Genomic DNA, 17,327 nt, shown 5'->3' with positions numbered 1-17,327 from the left:
CCTCCTCATCGCGGAGGAGCAAAACGCAAGTCGATCCAATCAGTTCAAGCGACAACACGCCCTAGGTGCCGCTTAGCATCGTGCTGACCGGTTCGGCTTGGTTCACGTGCACCTGGCGCTTTCCTGTTACGGATTATTGGCAAGGATCTTCTGCACTCGTCCGTCGGATGCGACATGAAAGACACAGCTTCGAAACCGATTGTATCTAAATACTCCTATTCCTTAGAGTAACCGACTATTTAATCTTGACACTTCTTTTGTCGACTGTTGCCATACCCCGTCGCGTAGACATTCACGCCAAGTCTTCACTGCGGAATCGGAGGGACCCATGGGCCGCATCATGAAAGAGGATGACATCTTCATCTCGGGATTATTCGACCTCATGAACCTTCGATTTGGACCATCGCAGGGTCCAAAAGAAGCCTTTGGCGGTATTGAGGAAATGGCCGAACTGCAGAGAGAATTCCAAATTTTCCAGCGCGGCCGCTCGCTCCGGGACTGCGTTGCAGTTCTCAACCTCGGTGGGTTTTGGAATCCCCGGGCGCGGAACAGATGGCTGCAGTTGATCGGTGATCTCGGGGCATACGAATCGGATCTGCCCGGTGTCAACGGCAACGACCGCATCATGGATATGATGGTCGAGAACTTGGCGTCGCGCAGGCCACTCCCTGTCCTCTTTCAAGCGCATGATTCCCGCAGCGAGGACGGACGGAGAGTCATTGTGAGGAATGCTCCGACGGGTCGCTTCTATATCGAGCAGAACTATATCATCGTGTCGATCCCGATGCTTCCAAAGACAGCTCCCCGAATCGCACGGCAAAGCACGGCAGCCGCGCGGAAGGTAGCCACCAAATCAAGCAAGGCGTCGTCCAAGGGAGCGGCCAAGACTAGCCGTACGACGCCCCGGCGGAAGTAGGAGCCCGCGCTGCATGACAGCCACGGCACCCACGGAGCTTGAGAAGACTTACCGACAGATCGCAGAGTATTACTCGCGGAGACTTCGTCGCTTCGGGCCGACGCCTTTCGGTGTCGACTGGAGCTGCGTTCCCACTCAGGCCCTGCGCTTTCGGAAACTTCTCAAGATCTGTGATTTCGACAGGCCGATCTCAATCAATGACGTCGGCTGCGGTTACGGGGCTCTTCTCGGTTACATGGCGCTCTACCATTCCGGCGGTACCGTCGACTACCTTGGCGTCGACGTGTCTCTTGCGATGGTTCGCAGGGCAAGAAAGCTCTGGTCCGGAGGTATGATCCGGTTCTATCACGGGTGGGAAAGCCCTCGTTCAGCAGACTACAGCATCGCGAGCGGGATTTTCAACGTGATGCTCGATCAGCCGCGCCCAAGATGGGAGAACTTCATCGAAAGGACATTGGTTCATCTCGGTGCGACGAGCCGCAAAGCCTTTGCAGTCAACTTTGTGCACGAACCTGAGCAGGGGCGGGAAGCAACGCCCGGTCTTTACTGCGCAAGTCCTGCCCAATGGATTGATTTCTGTGAGGTGCGCCTCGGTGCAGAGGTGTCTCTCATCGAAGGCTATGGAATGAGTGAGTTCACCCTTCTCGTTTCACCCAAGGGTTCCGCCTCGAACTTATGACCTAGGCTGCACTGCGTGTTGGAGACTATGGCCGGCGGGTGGTCAAAGTTCGATCGCTCAGGCGGGGCTACGGGCATCTGGCCAAAAGCTTTTTTCGAGCGGCCCTCAAACGCGGCTTGAGGACTGTGGCGCCTGTGGTCTTAATCAACATTTCAGCCTCCGCCAACATCCTTAAGGCATCCTGACAGCGCTCACTTCCGAACTGCTCTATCAATGCGGTACTGGCAACGATCAGTGCTCGGCATTCGGTCAGTCGGGTTGCGCGGTCTCGGGATAGGCTGATCGTCCTCTCCGCCGTCAGAAGTGCTTCTCCGTAATACTGCGCATTGGCTTGGCATTCAGCCAAGCTGGCCATCATATCGGGCTCATAATCCAGCGCCGCCCGCGCCGAATGCATGAAGTTCAGCCCGTCTTCGAAGCCTTGGATTGCTGACCGAGTGTTTCCTTCCAGTTCGTGAGCCATGGCCGTGCATGCGTACGCAAAGACCTTGAGGTAGGGCGTACCATGACGCTCAGCGAGCTGACTGACTCGTAACGCGTGCTGTCTCGCCAATGTCGGATTTCCTGACAGCCAAGCCAAGTCAACATAGCCAAGATGGCTGATGAACTGGACTGTCGGATCGATCAGCCCGTCCTCGATCCCAAGCATATGGTCGAGCCAAGCCCTTCCCTCGTCGATGCGGTTGAGATGGATCAGGACTCGCGCTCTGAGGCTGAGCGTCCAATGCTCGACGCTGTAGCCGAGAAAGCGGTTTTCGAACGCCTGCACATGCTGGAGTAACGACAAGGCACGGTCGTTGGCTTCGAGAGCCTCGTTGAAGAGGCCTGCCCAGCCATAGGCTTGGCTCAGGGACGCATAGAGAGTAGCAGCCCGGCTCTGATCTGATGCTCCATCCAGTATAGCTAATGCGTCCCTGACACGGGTCACGTAATGGTCGGCGGCTCCACCACTTGCTCCGCTGATCCGTGCCTCCACGAACAGAAGCAGGGGGATCATCGAATCGTCCGTCTCCTTGGCAACAGCCAACGCCTCCTGGATAAAGGGGGCAGCATCCTTGGCGCCCATCCCCTCGCGCCATCCGAGCCATGCGATCTGGGCGCTCGACAGGATGAGCAAGGCATTGTCCCTTATGGACGGACTTTGTGAATGGACAAGGCGGTGTACGACCTGCCACTGTCTGATGGCTTGGGCGGGGTGCATCGATCCGATCCACTCCGCCGCTCTGCAAGCGTACTCGGCGGCTTTGGAGAGAATCCCAGCCATTTCGTAGTGGAAGCTGATAAGTCCGGCGACCTCCTCCTGACGTTCGGCATAGTGGCTGGCCAAGGCGGGAGCGACGAATGCATGAAGTCTGCTCCTGCGGGCTTTCAGTTGGCTTGAATAGGCGACTTCCTGGATGAGCGGGTGACGAAAGGAGTAGTAGCGACTATCTGGTCTGTTCCGCTCCTGAAGAAGTTCGGCGACACATAGCCGGAGGAGTGCAGCCTCAATCCCGGTATCCGATTCCTGCGCACTCACGGCCTTCAATACCTCATACGGGAATTCCTTTCCGATGACTGACGCCATCTGCAGAATCGTCCGATCGAAGGAGGGCAACCTATCTATGCGCTCGCCAATGACAGCCTGAAGTGTCACGGGAAGTGGATTATCGCTGATGTCCCCGCCAAGCCGGTAATCGCCAGGCTTTCCGATGAGGACTTGGCTTTCAATAAGCGAGTGGATGATCTCTTCGGCGAAGAACGGATTGCCGTCCGAACGTTCAGCGATTCGCTCCCGAACGTCTGCCAAGTCCACATGCGAGCCAATTACGGAGGTGATCAGCCCGTCGATCTGCGTGCGGTCAAGATCCTTCAACTCCAGGATCTGGAATCTGTCCTGGTCGACCCAGGATGCCCGGTACGAGGGCCGAAAGTTGACGACCATCAACGCATGAGAATTGGCAATAGAGCCCATCAAGGTTTCCAGAATGGCCTCACTCGCTTCGTCAAGCCAATGTAGATCTTCAAGAATGATGACATGCGGTTTGGAGGCATACCTGGCTACTATCCACGAGATCGAATCCAGAAGTGCAGCGTGACGCATCTTCGGAGTCACTGCTGGCATGGGAGTGCTTTGGGCGATGCCGAGAAACTCGAAGAGAGAGGACAGCGCGTTCTCCGGTGGAGTGCCCAACCGCCCTAACTGATCCATGACATGGTGGCGCATCCGGGCCGGATCGTCGCTCGCAGAAACTCCGAGCAGCAGCCTGACAACTTCGAGGACGGGCTGCATTGGCGCAGCCTTCCCATATGGCTGAACCCTTACTTCAACGACTGGAATCTGTTCTCCCCGGCATCGGCTCGCAAACTCGAAGCAAAGCCTCGATTTGCCACTTCCGGCAGAACCGCATATCCCGACGACATGACTTTGACCGCGGAGGGCTGCCTGTAAGGAGAATTCCAGTGCAGCCATTTCCCTCTCGCGGGCTTGGAACAAGGTGAGGTTGGAATTCTTGAAGAGCTCTCCGGACGAGGCTTGCTGAAGACCGAGGAGTTCGTAAACGGTGATGTCGTAGGGCAGACCGCGGATACTCCTGCGCCCAACCAGCCTTGCGGAGCAATCTCGCTCAACGAGGTGATAACAGTCTTCGCTGAGGTAGATGGCTCCGGGCTCGGCCAACGATTGCACCCGGTTGGCGATATGGATGGCGACTCCGTAAGCCTCCCGTTCGTTGATCGCACCTGCAAACTTCGTCTCAGAAACGATCAGGCCAGAGTGCAGGCCGATTCGGACGGCCGTCGTACCGAGCGCCTGATTGATATCCGAATGAATGGCCAAAGCTGCATGACATGCCAGAAGTGCATGGCCTTCCTGAACCTGTGGCGCACCGAAGAGTGCCATGATTCCGTCGCCCAGCGTGTGAATAAGCGTCCCGCCGAAGCGCTCCACAGCCTGCCGCATCAGCGACACCGGCGGCGCGAGACGCCTCATCGCCTGTTCCGGGTCCAAAGTCGAAACAAGTTCGGTCGATGCAACAATATCCACGAACAGGATGGTGACCGGCTTGAATTCCTCCGTGCTTCCAAGCTCTGGCGGCCCAACATCCCTGGCTGCCATGGTCGGGACGAGTGGTGCGCCGCATTGGCTACAAAACCGGGAGTTGTCCGGACTGGATTGCGCGCAACGTGGACAAATCATTACGGCCTCAGCTTGCACCGATCACTGACGGAAGCACCTCATCATTTAACGGGATGTGCCGGCAACAATGCAAGCTGCGTGTTAGGACAAGGTACCTTCAGCGAGCGCCATAACACTCAACCAAGGGCGTCTTTATGCTTTGTTGTTACAATTGCGTTTTCAATCGATTGCTTCTTGTCGCGCGTCGATGGAAGACAAGGTGTCAGTCTCGATTGAGACGGGATCCTGTATAGGTCCTCGGCCACGGTTCCTTATCCACCGACGATGAGCCTGCCCGCCGGGAATGACGAGGCACACTCGGCCTGTTCTGAACGCAAGCAGGCTGATTGCTCTCGCCTCGGACTATTGCCCCGGGGTCTTGCATCTGCCAGATTCTGCCCCCACATTGCCTAAGCCTAGGGCTCCGGGACCCTCTGGCGAGCGGGTCGCCGCTCGCGATGTCGGACGCCTCTCTTGCTACTGAGCCAACGAGCGCTCCCGCAATTGGAGGATCCATCTTGGACAACACATATTTTCGCACAGGAACGCCTGGGCTCCGCAACGGCGGCGTCCTCTCCGTTCTGGTGCGCGCATTGGCTGCAGCGGCAGCCGTTTTCGCCCTTTTGACAATAATGCTGATCGGTCTGTTCGTCCTCCTCCCGCTTCTGCTCGCTGGCGGGACAGCGTTGTATCTGTATCTTCGCCGTCGCGCCCGTCAGAATCGAGGCCGTCCTGCGGACGGCATCATCGACGCAGAGTACACGATCATCGACCGGTGATAGCCTCCGATAATCGGCTTGATCCCGGGTCGGGGACTTGGTTCAGGACGACGCCCGGGTAGGTAACTCGGATTAGCCGTCCGAGACTGTACGGCGATAAGCGGATGTTAAGGACACGTGGCGACAGTTCTCGGGCGGACTGACCCCGCGTCAGTCCTGATCATTCCGGTTCTCGCCCATCATGAAGCCCCCAACCGACGTCAAAGACCGGCACCTTGCCAACCGGCAAGGTGCCGTCTTCGCCTTGGCCGATATGGTGCTCGTCGTCACATCGATGGGCGTCATCAAGCAGGCCGGCGCCACGTTTCCCGCCATCCAGCTCGTCTTCTTCCGCGCCGTCATTGGGCTCCTACTCATTGCGCCCCTTATCTGGCGGTACCGAGCCGACATCTTCAACAGCCGGCAATTGAGGGGGCATTTCGGGCGCGTTCTGTGCAGCACGCTCGCGCTGACCTGCAACTACGCGGCCACCACTGCCCTTCCTCTGACTCTCGTGAACGTGATCGGCTTCACGCGCCCCTTCGTGATCATGGGACTTGCCGCCGCCATGCTCGGTGAGAGGATACTGCCGCGGCACTGGATCTCGTCCCTCATCTGCTTCGTCAGTGTGCTGTTCATCCTGAAACCCGGCTCAATGAGCTGGGACTGGGGGCTTGTGGCAGCTTTGGGCATGGTTCTGTTCGGCTCTCTGAGCGTCATCCAGACGCGCCGCCTGACCGGTGAGCATGCGGTGGTCCTGATGGTGTTCTACACCATCGGTCTCGCCGTTCTGACGGCTGTTCCGGCTGCTCTCGTCTGGGTCACTCCGCGGCTGAGCGACCTCCCCGGGTTCCTCGTGATCGGCTTGCTTGCCCAAGTAGGTCAATTCTGCTTCCTGCGCTCCCATCAACTGGCCCAGGCGAGCATCCTGGCTCCGCTGAGCTATGTGGTGATCGTCTTCTCCGCCATGGCCGATTATCTGTATTTCGGCATCGTCCCGACGTTGCCTCTTGTGATTGGCGGCACTGTGATCATCGCAGCCGCTCTCGCCGGCACGCAGGTTGGCGGATCGCGGCGCTGAACCGCCGCCGCGCTTTCGCGAGGTCTCGCTTGTTTGTTGGTGGAAGCCCGACCATGTCGCCTCCAGATAGCGCAAAAATTTGCATTTGCACCAGGATTGCAAGTTCCACTGCGTTGCGCAAAAAATCCTTGCAACGAACAAGTGGTGAGAGGACATGACGAGAGCGAGCCTCAGCCGTCGACCACGCCAGACGGACATCGCCCGTTTTGCCGGTGTCTCGGTCAGCACCGTATCGCGCGTTCTCGCGAACGAGCCCGGGATCAGCACGAACGTGCGGGACCAGGTGATCCGGATCGCGTCCGAACTCGGCTACAACGTCCGTCCGGTACCGAGCCCTCAGCCGCAGAACCAGCGCTCGGTCGCCCTCATCCCGGTCGACCAGGCGACGGGCGGTCTGGGCGTGTTCTATGAGGGAATTCTCAGCGGCCTTCGGGGAGCCGCAGCCCGTTCCGGCGGCACCCTCCTGCCGCGGCTCGTCCGTTCCGCATCTTTAAAGGTTTCCGAGTTGAAGCAGACCCTGTCCGAGACCGAGGCGGCGGGTGTCTTCCTGGTCGGAATCGATCCGCCGGACGACCTGTGCGACTGGCTTTCGGATTCCGGGCTTCCGACCGTGTGGGTCAACGGCAACGATCCCAGCCTGCAGTTCGATTGCGTGTCGCCGGCCAATTTCTACGGGGCGCGGCTTGCGACCCAGCACCTCATCGCCGCCGGGCACCGGCGTATCCTTCATTTCACCATGTCGCACCGGCATACGATCCGGGAGCGCGTCCGTGGCTTCGAGGCGGCCGCCGCGAAGGCCGGCGTGGCCACGCGGATCGTCCAGCTGCCGGCGACCGCCCCGCGGACCAGCACGGCGGCGTGCGAGGCCATGGAGGCGATTCTCCTGGAAGATGAAGGATTTACCGCCGCTTTCTGCATGAACGACATGATGGCGGTCGGCATCATGGAAGCTGTCACCAATCACCATCTCTCGATCCCTCAGGATTTCGCCGTGATGGGATTTGACGACCTGCCCTGCGCGTCCATGACCACCCCGCGCCTGACCACCATGCAGGTGGACCGGGAGGCGATCGGCCAGGAGGCCTATTACCTCATGCAGCGGCGCATCGCTGATCCGGGAGCCGATCCGCGCAAGGTCGAGCTGGCTGTCCGGCTCGTGGAGGGCGCGACGGTGCAGGCACTTTCCAAGACGTCCGCGGACGGGGAGCTTCCCGCATGACCTATACGCCCGCCTGTGCCAATCCTCTGGCGGCCAACCCTCTCAGGACGAGAGCCGATGTCGAGCAGGCGCTCCTGGACCTCTTCGACCCGCTTCTCCCTGCGTTTTCGGAAGGCGGCGCCCGGGTGAGCCCGAGCGCCACGGCGGCCCATTTCGACCAGGCGGCCGCCGATCTGGAAGGCTTTGCCCGGCCGCTCTGGGGCCTGGCTCCCTATGCCGCCGGCGGCGGAGCCTTCCCGCATTGGCCCCTCTTCGCGAAAGGCCTCGCCAACGGGACGGATCCAGAGCATCCCGAATACTGGGGCAAGGTCACCGACCGCGACCAGAGGATGGTCGAGCTGGCGGCGCTCGGATTCGCGCTCCGGCTTATCCCCCAGCACCTGTGGGATCCCCTGGACGAGCGGGCGCGGAGAAACGTGGCGACCTACCTGCTCGAGGCGCGTCCTCTCCTTTTCGCCGACAATAACTGGAAGTTCTTCCGGGTGATGATCGACCTCGGTCTCGAGCGCGTCGGGGTCGATTTCGACCGGAGCCTGACCGAGCAATACCTCCAGGAGCTTGAGGCCTTCTATCTCGGCGACGGCTGGTACCGGGACGGCAACGTCCCCAGGGTCGACCATTACATCCCCTTCGCGATGCATTTCTACGGGCTGATCTACGCGGCTCTGGCGACCACCGACGGGGAGCGCAAGCAGCGGTTCCGCGACTGGGCGCGCCTGTTCGCGCCGAATATCCGGCACTGGTTCGCGGACGATGGCGGCACGCTCGTCTTCGGCCGCAGCATGACCTATCGCTTCGCCTGCGCGGGGTTCTGGGCCGCCCTGGCCTTCGCCGACGAGGAGGCCCTGCCCTGGGGCGAGGTGAAGGGCTACTACCTCCGTCATCTGCGCTGGTGGGGCCAGTACCCGATCACGGACCGGAGCGGCGTGCTCACGGTCGGGTTCGGCTATGCCAATCTGCTGATGTCGGAGAACTACAATTCGGCCGGCTCCCCCTACTGGGCCTTCAAGGCCTTCCTGCCGCTGGCCCTGCCCGCCTCGCACCCGTTCTGGACCGCCGAGGAGGCGCCCGCTCCCGCCTTTTCGGAGCCCTCGCCGCAGCCGGAGCCCGGCATGGTGATGATGCACACGCCCGGCAATGTGGTCGCCCTGTCGGCCGGCCAGGAAAACCTGCAGATGCGGTTCGGCAGCGAGAAATACGCCAAGTTCGCCTATTCGTCCCGCTATGCCTTCAGCGTCGAGAGCGACGAGCGGATCTTCGAGGGCGCGGCGCTCGACGGGATGCTCGGCTTCAGCGACGATGGCCGGCATTTCCGCGTGCGCGAGACCAACGAGGAGGCCCTGATCGCCGGGACGATCCTCTATGCCCGCTGGCGGCCCTGGGCCGACGTTGAGGTCGAGACCTGGCTCCTGCCGGCCGCTCCATGGCACATCCGGGTCCACCGGATCCGGACGCCGCATCCGCTCGCCACCGCCGAGGGCGGATTCGCGATCCCCCGGGCCGACGCCTACCGGAAGCTGGAGACGATCGAGGAGCGCACGGGCGCCGCGCGGGTGGTCGGGGCGGCCGATATGAGCGGCATCGCGGATCTTGGATCATCGATTGAGAGACGAGGGGTCGCGCTGAAAGCGCCTCCCAACACCAATCTGCTCCACCCGAAGACCTTCGTGCCCCAGTTGCGCGGCGAAATCCCAAGCGGGGAAACGATTCTGGCGACCGCCGCCCTGGCATTGACCGATCGGTTCGATGCCGGCCGATTTTGGGACGGGATACCAACCGCACCGACAATCGCGGAACTGGAAGCTCTCATCGCCCGGGACGGCCGCCGGGTCGGCGCCATCGCCTGGAGGACGACGCCATGAACGGCCGCTCGCGCGTCGCCTTCGCCATGGATCCTGTCCGTACGGAAGGTGTCCTTACGTCACCTTTGCTGGACCGACTGGCCCGGTCCTGCACGATCCTCGACCCGAGCCCGCTCCAATCCTTTACCGAAGGGCAGGCCCCGGCTCTGCTCCGGCAGGCGGAGATCCTCGTGACCGGCTGGGGCTGCCCGGCCATCGGGCGCGACATCCTCGAGCTGGCGCCGAACCTCAGACTCATCGCCCATGCGGCCGGCACGGTCAAAGGCTTCCTGTCGCCGGACGTGCTCGAGGCCGGGATCACGGTCACCCATGCGGCCGAGGCGAATGCGATTCCGGTGGCCGAGTTCACCCTCGCGGCGATCCTGTTCGCCAACAAGCAGGTGTTCCGCTTCCGCGACCTCTACCGGGCGGATCGGAACCGCTCGCGGACGTTCCCGCTGACCGCGCAGCCGGTCGGGAATTTCCGGCGCACCATCGGCATCATCGGGGCGTCGCGGATCGGCCGCCGTGTCATCGGCTATCTCGAGCCCTTCAGCTTCCGGGTCCTTCTGCACGATCCCTATGTGAGCGCGCGCGACGCGGCCGCTCTCGGCGCCGAGAGCGTGTCGCTCGACGATCTCATGCGGCTCTCGGATGTGGTGTCGATCCACGCGCCCGCCCTGCCCTCGACCCAGGGCATGATCGCGCGCCGGCACCTGGCGCTCATGCGCGACGGGACCACGCTCATCAACACGGCGCGCGGCATCATCGTCGATCAGGACGATCTCATCGACGAGCTCAGCACCGGCCGCATCGACGCGATCATCGACGTGACCTATCCGGAGGTGCCGGAGGAATCGTCTCCGCTCTACGATCTGCCGAACGTCTTTCTCACGCCGCACATCGCGGGCGCCATCGGCAACGAGCGCGAGATGCTCGGCGAATTCACCGTCGAGGAGATCGAGCGCTTCGTCGAGGGACGTCCCCTGCTCTCCGCCATTACCCCGGCCGCCCTGGAGACGATGGCATGACGAGGTTCCGGCCCGGCCTGTGCTCGGTCACGTTCCGCACGCTTGCGCCGAGGACCGTCGTCAGGCTCGCGGCCGAATGCGGCATCGCGGGGATCGAATGGGGCGGCGACGTGCATGTTCCTCCCGGGCAACCCGACTTCGCGCGCCACGTCCGGCGCCTGACGGAAGATGCCGGCCTCTCGGTGATCTCCTACGGATCCTACATCGCGCCGCCGAGCGACGACGAGCAGGCCTTCGCGACCGTGCTCGAAACCGCGCAGGCGCTCGGCGCTCCCAACATCCGCATCTGGCCCGGATCGCGCAACCGCGATTCCGCCACCTATTCCCCGGACGAGCGCGCCCACGCGGCCGCGCTGATCCGGCGCATGGCGCGGCTCGCCGACGCGGTGTCCGTGACCCTCGGGCTCGAGTACCATCCCAATTCGCTCACCGATGAACGCGCCTCGGCGCAAAGGCTCATGGCGGAGATCGACGATCCGAACGTGTTTCTCTACTGGCAGCCGCGCCCGGGCCTTCCCCTCGACGAGGCGCTCGACGAATTCCGCGCGGTCGGCCCCGACACGTCGCATGTCCATGTCTTCGCCTGGGACCGCGAGAAGACGCGCTATCCGCTGGCGGACCAGAGCGCCTACTGGACCGAGATTCTGACCAACGCTCCCGCCACACGCTGGCCGGGCGAGCGTTTCGCCATGCTGGAATTCGTCCGGGACGACAGCCCCGAACAGTTCCGGGCCGATGCGGCCGTGTTCCGTCAAGTGTTGGAAGAAGTGCAATTGTCGGAAGAAGACAAGGCGCGCCCGCCTGGCGCCGCCTGACTTCTATAACGACACTCCGGGGGGCGCGCTTCTCGCCACCTCGCGAAGAACAGATCCAGAAGCGACCGGGAGGAAACCATGAAGAAAGATGTCAATCGTCGTACGTTGCTGAAATCCGCCCTCGCGCTCGGCGGCGCTGCTGCCGTCGGCGCGCCGGGCCTGAGCTGGGCGCAAGGCGAAGGCGGCCGGCTGCGCTGCACCTGGTGGGGATCGCCGGACCGCGCGCGGCGCACCACCGATGTGGGCAAGCTGTTCCAGGAGCGCACCGGCATCGAGATCGCCGGCGAGCCCGTCGGCGCCGATTACTGGGCCAAGATCGGCACCCAGATGGCGGGCCGCAACATCGCGGACGTGTTCCAGCTCGAGCCGAGCAGCCTCGCCGACTATGCCGGGCGCGGCGCCGCCAAGCCCATGGACGAGTTCGTCGGCAAGCAGCTCGACATCTCGAGCTTCGGCGACAAGATGGTCGATCTGTGCCGGGCCAACGGCAAGATCTACGGCGTGGCGCTCGGCCTCAATTCGTTCTCGCTCTTCTACGACCAGACGGTGTTCGAGAAGGCCGGCATCAAGCCGCCGACCCACGAGACCACCTGGAAGGAATTCGCCGACATGGCGGTCGACGTCACCAAGGCGGTGGGCCGGCCGGACTATTGGGGCGCGCCCTACGGGGCCCGCTATCACTACGTGTTCGACGTGTGGCTGCGCCAGCGCGGCAAGCGCCTCTACACGGAAGACGCCAAGCTCGGTTGCACGGTCGACGACGCGAAGGAGTGGTTCGCCTACTGGGAGGACCTGCGCAAGCGCAACGGCTGCGTGCCGGCCGACGTGCAGACCCTCGACCAGAACCAGATCGAGCGCAACTCGCTGGCGCTCGGCAAGTCGGCCATGGGCCTCACCTATTCGAACCAGCTCATCGGCTACCAGCTCCTGACCAAGAACAAGCTCGGGATCACCATGGTGCCGCAGGCGGGCGGAGGCGCGAAATCCGGCCACTACTACCGGCCGGCGCTGATCTGGAGCATCGGCTCGACGACCAAGCAGGCCGACAAGGCAGCGGCCTTCATCAGCTTCTTCGTCAACGATGTCGAGGCCGGCAAGATTCTCGGCGTCGAGCGCGGCGTGCCCATGTCGCCGAAGGTGCGCGAGGCGATCCTGCCGAGCCTGAACGAGGTCGAGCGCGCCACCGTCGACTACGTCAACCTCCTGGCCGACAAGGTGAGCGACTACCCGCCGCCCGTCCCGATCGGCGCCGTGGAGTTCGACAACAACGTCATGCGCAAGGTCGCCGACCAGGTGGCCTTCGGCCAGATGTCGATCGCGGACGCGGCCCAGCGCATCGTCGAGGACGGCAACGCCGTGCTGCGCAAGGTGAACTGAGGCGTCCAACGTCCGAGCCACCCCAAATCATCACCGGCCTCGTGCCGGTGATCCCGCTTGTCTGCGACGCGGCGCTCTTCGAACCGGGATGGCCGGGACAGGCTCGGCCATGACGTGGGGAGGGTGTTCGCACCGGGCTCACCTCACCCTCCACGTCATCACCGGGCTTGTCCCGGTGATCCCGCTTCTGTGAGGCGCAACGCCCTTCGGATCGGGATGGCCGGCACAGGGCCGGCCATGACGTGGTGGGAGCAGTACGGCTTGTGCATCCCAGAGAAATGCGCCAGTCTCGTCTTGTGAAACTCTATTACGTCTATATCCTTGCAAGCCGCCCCGGTGGCGCTCTTTATGTGGGAGTCACGAACGATCTGGCGCGTCGAGTCTTTGAGCACAGGAGCGGTCGCGGGAGCAGTCATTCACGACGCTACCGGATCGACAGGCTCGTCTACTACGAAAGCTCTCCGAGCGTCGTCGACGCCATCCAGCGCGAGACCTCGATCAAGCGCTGGCCCCGCGCCTGGAAGACGAACCTCATCCTCGGGATGAATCCCACCTGGCGCGATCTCTATGAGGAGCTGAACGCCTAACGTCCCACCACGTCATGACCGGCCTTGTGCCGGTCATCCCGATCCGGAAAGGCACGGCGCTTCTGGCGATCGAGATCACCGGGACAAGCCCGGTGACGACGTGGAGGGTGAACATCCGGTTGGCACGACACTTCTCCGTCATGACCGGCCTTGTGCCGGTCATCCCGATACGGTGAGGCACAACGCTTCAAGGAGTCGAGATCACCGGGACAAGCCCGGTGATGACGTCGCGGGTGGTCGAGGCCGGTGACCACGTGGCGGGGTCCAGGGCCACCCTCGGCTGACACCGACGCCCGACCGTGGCACACTGACGGCGGGTGGAGACACGTCCGATGGCGCAGACCGTGACGGTGTATTTCGCGACCAACCGCATGCCGCTCACCGAGGGGAGCCCCGACAACATCGTCGGTTTCGGCTCGGAGCTCGGGCCCATCGACGGCACGGCGGTGCGGTTCGGCAGCGCGCAGGCGAGCGTCACGGCGGCGGGATCGCGCTTCGTGCCGGGGTCGCTCTACGTGGCGCCGGAGCAGCTCATCGGGCCGGTGATCCGGCGCGGCAGCCGCGACATCTTCGAGAAGCTGCGGCAGGACATGCAGGAGGGCGGACGGCCGACCCTGGTGGTGATCCACGGCTTCTCGAACACCTTCCAGGAAGCCATCGAGCGCGCCGCGTCGATCCTGACCTTCTACGGCATCGACGCCAACGTGTTCGCGTTCTCGTGGCCGTCCATCGGGACGCTCCTGCCGACGCCCCTGCCCTATACCGACTACTTCCACGACCGCGGCACCGCCCGGGCCTCGGGGGTCGCCATCGCGCGCACCATGCGCATCCTCTACGACTTCATCGATTCCCTGCCGCGCCGGGACCTGTGCCGCCAGCCGCTGCACCTCATCTGCCACAGCATGGGCAATTACGCGTTCCGCTATGCGGTGCAGGCCCTGATGCTGGTGCCTCAGGGCGAGCCGCGCGAATACGTGCGCACGGTCGATGCGCCGGCGACGGACATCGAGGAGCGCCCGCTTCCAGCCCTGGTGGCGCTCCCGACGGAAGCGCCCGATCCCAACCGCCTGCGCCGGACCTTCGACCAGATCGTCTTGGCGGCGGCCGACGAGGACGAGGACGCGTTCGACGATCCCAAGGAGCTGCGCTACCTGCCCCGGCTCGGCAGCCGCGTGACGGTCTATCACACGCAGAAGGACTGGATCCTCTCGACCCTCAGCTCCGTGACCAAGTTCAACGGGCCGCGCCTGGGCGTGGACGGGCCGGACAACATGGCGATGATCAGCGACAAGGTCACGGCCGTGGACGTGAGCGACGCCATCGATCCGGGCCACGATTTCCAGAGCCATCAATATTACCGGCTCTTCCCGGCCGTGCGCGACGACATCGTGGCGGTCCTCGCCGGCGAGCGGCAGGACACCATCGCCAACCGCGAACGCACCGACACCCAGCGCTACCGCCTGAAGGCCCCGTCCCGGACCACGCGGCGGCGGGGGCGGTAGGCGACGGTGCGCAACGGCGCACCCGACGACAACCCACTCACGTCATGGCCGGCCTTGTGCCGGCCATCCCGATCCTGAAAGGCGCGACGCCTCGGACCATCGAGATCACCGGGACAAGCCCGGTGATGACGTGGAGGGTGAGGCTGGCAGCAGGGTTCTACACTCTCCACGTCATGGCCGGCCTTGTGCCGGCCATCCCGATCCGATGGGGCGCGGCGCTCCACGCAATTGGGATCACCGGCACAAGGCCGGTGATGACGTCGAGGGTGGTGCGGGCCGGGCATGACACCCTCCCCACGTCATGGCCGGGACAAGCCCGGCCATGACGTGGGGAGTGTGTGATCACCGCCGCCGCAAGTTTGGCCATATGTCGCTCTAGCGTTTCACCTCTCGCCGCCTGACCGCGCCACAGGTCGGCGGCGTCCTCAGGGAGCGACACGGCCATGACCGGGTTTACCGTCAGATGCCTCGGGCTGCTCGGGTGCTGGCTGGCCCTGTCGGTCGCGCTTCCGGCGAAGGCCGATCCCTTCTTCGTCCGGGTCTATGGCCGCACCTACAAGATCGATCCCCGCTATCCGTCCGAGGAGCCCAAGGGCCCCAAGCCCCAGGACGCCATGAAGGCCCTGCCCTCCGACCTCGGCAAGGGGCCGGGCTTCAGGCCGTCGCACGAGGAGGTTCTGGCCGAGGTGGAGGAGCGGGTCTGGATCGCCCGGAACCAGCTCGACACCAAGCTCGACGCCGCCGCCGGCGGGCGCAACGGGGCTTCGGACCCGAAGACGGCCCGGCAGGAGATCACCGGGTCGCTGGCCGAGGGCAACGGCCAGGGCCGCTCGCCGGAACTCCAGACGCTCTACGACCGCCACCGGGCCCTCAATCTCCTGGTGCGGGAATTGCGGCGCTCCCTCGACCTGCCGGTCCGCACGCCGGATTCGGGCTTCTCCCGGCCGAAGCTGACCCCGGAGATCGAGGCGAGCTTCCGGGCCCAGGACTTCGACCCCTACGCGGCCTATATCGGCTTCCGGCGCGTGAAGGCGGCGTTCCGGTCGAACGATCCGGAGCTTCTCGCCCGCACGGCGCATTACCCGGTGACGGTGACCGGCAAGGTGCGGCGCACGATCCGCACCCGGGAGCAGCTGATCGCCGCGAGGGAGACGGTCCTGAACCAGGCCGTGCGCGACGCGGTGGCGAAAACCACGTTCGAGACCGTGTTCGTGCGCGACAAGGGCATGATGCTCGGCGACGGCGCGGTGTGGATCACGAACGACAAGACCGGCTTCGGCCTCGGCGCCGTCCAGGTGGAGTGAGGGCCGCGTCGGCGACAAGCGGGTCCCCTTTCGGGTCCGATACCCTAGATAATGCACAGGTCTGTGGATCCGATGATCCAGCTTGGCCGTTATGCCTCAACTTGGCCGGGTTGCTCCGGCACCGTTACCCATGACGACAGACGACCAGTAAGGAGATCGGAATGACAAGGGGCTGGCACTTTGGGATCGCGGCCGTCACGGCCCTGGTGACACTCGCCGGAACCGCCCACACTGCCGATGCCGCGCAATGCGGCAATTCCGCAGCCGGCTTCGAGCAGTGGAAGCAGGATTTCGCCCCGGAGGCCCGGGCCCGCGGCATCGGACCGACGGCCATCTCGGCCCTCATGGACACCGACTACGCGACCGCCACGATCCGGGCCGACCGCGGCCAGAAGAGCTTCCGGCTCTCCCTCGACCAGTTCATGGCCAAGCGCGGCGCCAACGTGATCGTGTCGCGCGGGCGCTCGCTCAAGCAGTCGAACGCGGCCCTGTTCGCGTCCCTCGAGCAGCGCTACGGCGTGCCGCCGGGACCGCTCATCGCCATCTGGGGCATGGAGACCGCCTTCGGCACCCAGCGCGGCAACCAGCACACGCTCTCGGCCGTGGCGACGCTCGCGTACGATTGCCGCCGGTCGGAGTTCTTCACCGACCAGCTCTATGCGGCGCTCACCCTGATCGACCGCGGCATCCTCGCGAGCAATGCGCGCGGCTCCATGCACGGAGAGATCGGCCAGACCCAGTTCATGCCCAAGAACATCCTGGCCTACGCCAACGGCGGCAATCTCGACCGAACGGCCGACGCCCTGGAAGCGACCGCCAACTTCCTCAAGGCCCATGGCTGGCGCGCGGGCGCGGGCTACCAGCCGGGCGAGCCGAACTTCCGGGCCATCCAGGCCTGGAACGCCGCCTCCGTGTACCAGCAGGCCATCGCGCTGATCGGCCAGCAGATCGACGGCGGAAGCCGCCGGTCGGCGGAGCGCTAGGGCCGACGCGCGCGCTCAGAGAAGCGGCAACCTTTCCACGTCATGGCCGGGCTTGTCCCGGCCATCTCGATTCGAAA

Annotated in this window: 15 protein-coding genes; 14 read left to right on the top strand and 1 reads right to left on the bottom strand. The window is 63.8% G+C overall.

All coding sequences use genetic code 11. The features are described 5' to 3' along the window. The first annotated feature begins 328 nt into the window (after positions 1–328). Together KBI52_RS14505 and KBI52_RS14500 are read left to right on the top strand one after the other, a co-directional pair. Positions 329–916, top strand: coding sequence for a hypothetical protein (locus tag KBI52_RS14505; protein ID WP_210808330.1), 588 nt, complete (start codon positions 329–331; stop codon positions 914–916). 13 nt (positions 917–929) lie between these two features. Further along, entirely contained in the window at positions 930–1,595 is a 666-nt protein-coding gene (locus KBI52_RS14500; protein WP_173950278.1) for a trans-aconitate 2-methyltransferase, read from the top strand. A 67-nt stretch (positions 1,596–1,662) separates the two neighbouring features. On the opposite strand, the gene KBI52_RS14495 is transcribed toward KBI52_RS14500, so the two are convergent. Beyond that, a complete protein-coding gene (locus KBI52_RS14495; RefSeq protein WP_210808328.1) occupies positions 1,663–4,692 on the bottom strand; it encodes an adenylate/guanylate cyclase domain-containing protein in 3,030 nt (1,009 codons plus the stop codon). 578 nt (positions 4,693–5,270) lie between these two features. On the opposite strand from KBI52_RS14495, the gene KBI52_RS14490 reads away from it, so the two are divergent. The 12 genes from KBI52_RS14490 (at position 5,271) to KBI52_RS14435 (ending at position 17,250) form a co-directional block, all read left to right on the top strand. Continuing rightward, a complete protein-coding gene (locus KBI52_RS14490; protein ID WP_173950276.1) occupies positions 5,271–5,531 on the top strand; it encodes a hypothetical protein in 261 nt (86 codons plus the stop codon). A gap of 181 nt (positions 5,532–5,712) precedes the next feature. Beyond that, positions 5,713–6,591: a DMT family transporter gene (locus tag KBI52_RS14485; protein WP_210808326.1), complete on the top strand. Its 879-nt coding sequence runs from the start codon at positions 5,713–5,715 to the stop codon at positions 6,589–6,591. Positions 6,592–6,745: 154 nt separating this feature from the next. Next, a complete protein-coding gene (locus KBI52_RS14480; RefSeq protein ID WP_210808324.1) occupies positions 6,746–7,810 on the top strand; it encodes a LacI family DNA-binding transcriptional regulator in 1,065 nt (354 codons plus the stop codon). Further along, positions 7,807–9,672: a DUF2264 domain-containing protein gene (locus tag KBI52_RS14475; protein WP_210808322.1), complete on the top strand. Its 1,866-nt coding sequence runs from the start codon at positions 7,807–7,809 to the stop codon at positions 9,670–9,672. The genes KBI52_RS14480 and KBI52_RS14475 overlap by 4 nt, the downstream gene beginning before the upstream one ends. Beyond that, the gene (locus tag KBI52_RS14470) at positions 9,669–10,682 is read left to right on the top strand and encodes a hydroxyacid dehydrogenase (protein ID WP_210808320.1); all 1,014 of its coding nucleotides are present in this window, start codon (positions 9,669–9,671) and stop codon (positions 10,680–10,682) included. Before KBI52_RS14475 ends, KBI52_RS14470 begins: the two co-directional genes overlap by 4 nt. Continuing rightward, complete coding sequence (locus tag KBI52_RS14465; protein ID WP_210808318.1) at positions 10,679–11,497, top strand: sugar phosphate isomerase/epimerase; 819 nt, start codon at positions 10,679–10,681, stop codon at positions 11,495–11,497. Before KBI52_RS14470 ends, KBI52_RS14465 begins: the two co-directional genes overlap by 4 nt. A gap of 78 nt (positions 11,498–11,575) precedes the next feature. After that, positions 11,576–12,874, top strand: a complete 1,299-nt coding sequence (locus KBI52_RS14460; RefSeq protein ID WP_210808316.1) for an ABC transporter substrate-binding protein — start codon at positions 11,576–11,578, stop codon at positions 12,872–12,874. 278 nt (positions 12,875–13,152) lie between these two features. Then, a complete protein-coding gene (locus tag KBI52_RS14455) occupies positions 13,153–13,461 on the top strand; it encodes a GIY-YIG nuclease family protein (protein WP_210808314.1) in 309 nt (102 codons plus the stop codon). Positions 13,462–13,475: 14 nt separating this feature from the next. Next, on the top strand, positions 13,476–13,637 hold the full coding sequence (locus KBI52_RS14450) for a hypothetical protein (protein WP_210808312.1): 162 nt from the start codon (positions 13,476–13,478) through the stop codon (positions 13,635–13,637). Positions 13,638–13,793: 156 nt separating this feature from the next. Continuing rightward, positions 13,794–14,963, top strand: coding sequence for an alpha/beta hydrolase (locus tag KBI52_RS14445; protein ID WP_210808310.1), 1,170 nt, complete (start codon positions 13,794–13,796; stop codon positions 14,961–14,963). Positions 14,964–15,406: 443 nt separating this feature from the next. Beyond that, a complete protein-coding gene (locus tag KBI52_RS14440) occupies positions 15,407–16,267 on the top strand; it encodes a hypothetical protein (RefSeq protein ID WP_210808308.1) in 861 nt (286 codons plus the stop codon). A 161-nt stretch (positions 16,268–16,428) separates the two neighbouring features. Next, the gene (locus KBI52_RS14435) at positions 16,429–17,250 is read left to right on the top strand and encodes a lytic transglycosylase domain-containing protein (RefSeq protein WP_210808306.1); all 822 of its coding nucleotides are present in this window, start codon (positions 16,429–16,431) and stop codon (positions 17,248–17,250) included. The last annotated feature ends 77 nt before the right edge of the window (positions 17,251–17,327 follow it).

It is taken from the genome of Microvirga sp. HBU67558 (genome assembly GCF_018069605.1).
Classification (GTDB): Bacteria; Pseudomonadota; Alphaproteobacteria; order Rhizobiales; family Beijerinckiaceae; genus Microvirga; species Microvirga terrae.
The sequence above is the reverse complement of the archived record's forward strand: the minus strand, read 5'-3'. Positions and strand labels throughout refer to the sequence as shown.

Bases quoted from the DNA above. Each gene is read 5' to 3' on its own strand.
- KBI52_RS14505 (WP_210808330.1), top strand. From the start codon at position 329: ATGGGCCGCATCATGAAAGAGGATGACATCTTCATCTCGGGATTATTC.
- KBI52_RS14500 (WP_173950278.1), top strand. From the start codon at position 930: ATGACAGCCACGGCACCCACGGAGCTTGAGAAGACTTACCGACAGATC.
- KBI52_RS14495 (WP_210808328.1), bottom strand. From the start codon at position 4,692: ATGGCAGCCAGGGATGTTGGGCCGCCAGAGCTTGGAAGCACGGAGGAA.
- KBI52_RS14485 (WP_210808326.1), top strand. From the start codon at position 5,713: ATGAAGCCCCCAACCGACGTCAAAGACCGGCACCTTGCCAACCGGCAA.
- KBI52_RS14480 (WP_210808324.1), top strand. From the start codon at position 6,746: ATGACGAGAGCGAGCCTCAGCCGTCGACCACGCCAGACGGACATCGCC.
- KBI52_RS14475 (WP_210808322.1), top strand. From the start codon at position 7,807: ATGACCTATACGCCCGCCTGTGCCAATCCTCTGGCGGCCAACCCTCTC.
- KBI52_RS14470 (WP_210808320.1), top strand. From the start codon at position 9,669: ATGAACGGCCGCTCGCGCGTCGCCTTCGCCATGGATCCTGTCCGTACG.
- KBI52_RS14465 (WP_210808318.1), top strand. From the start codon at position 10,679: ATGACGAGGTTCCGGCCCGGCCTGTGCTCGGTCACGTTCCGCACGCTT.
- KBI52_RS14460 (WP_210808316.1), top strand. From the start codon at position 11,576: ATGAAGAAAGATGTCAATCGTCGTACGTTGCTGAAATCCGCCCTCGCG.
- KBI52_RS14455 (WP_210808314.1), top strand. From the start codon at position 13,153: ATGCGCCAGTCTCGTCTTGTGAAACTCTATTACGTCTATATCCTTGCA.
- KBI52_RS14450 (WP_210808312.1), top strand. From the start codon at position 13,476: ATGACCGGCCTTGTGCCGGTCATCCCGATCCGGAAAGGCACGGCGCTT.
- KBI52_RS14445 (WP_210808310.1), top strand. From the start codon at position 13,794: ATGGCGCAGACCGTGACGGTGTATTTCGCGACCAACCGCATGCCGCTC.
- KBI52_RS14440 (WP_210808308.1), top strand. From the start codon at position 15,407: ATGACCGGGTTTACCGTCAGATGCCTCGGGCTGCTCGGGTGCTGGCTG.
- KBI52_RS14435 (WP_210808306.1), top strand. From the start codon at position 16,429: ATGACAAGGGGCTGGCACTTTGGGATCGCGGCCGTCACGGCCCTGGTG.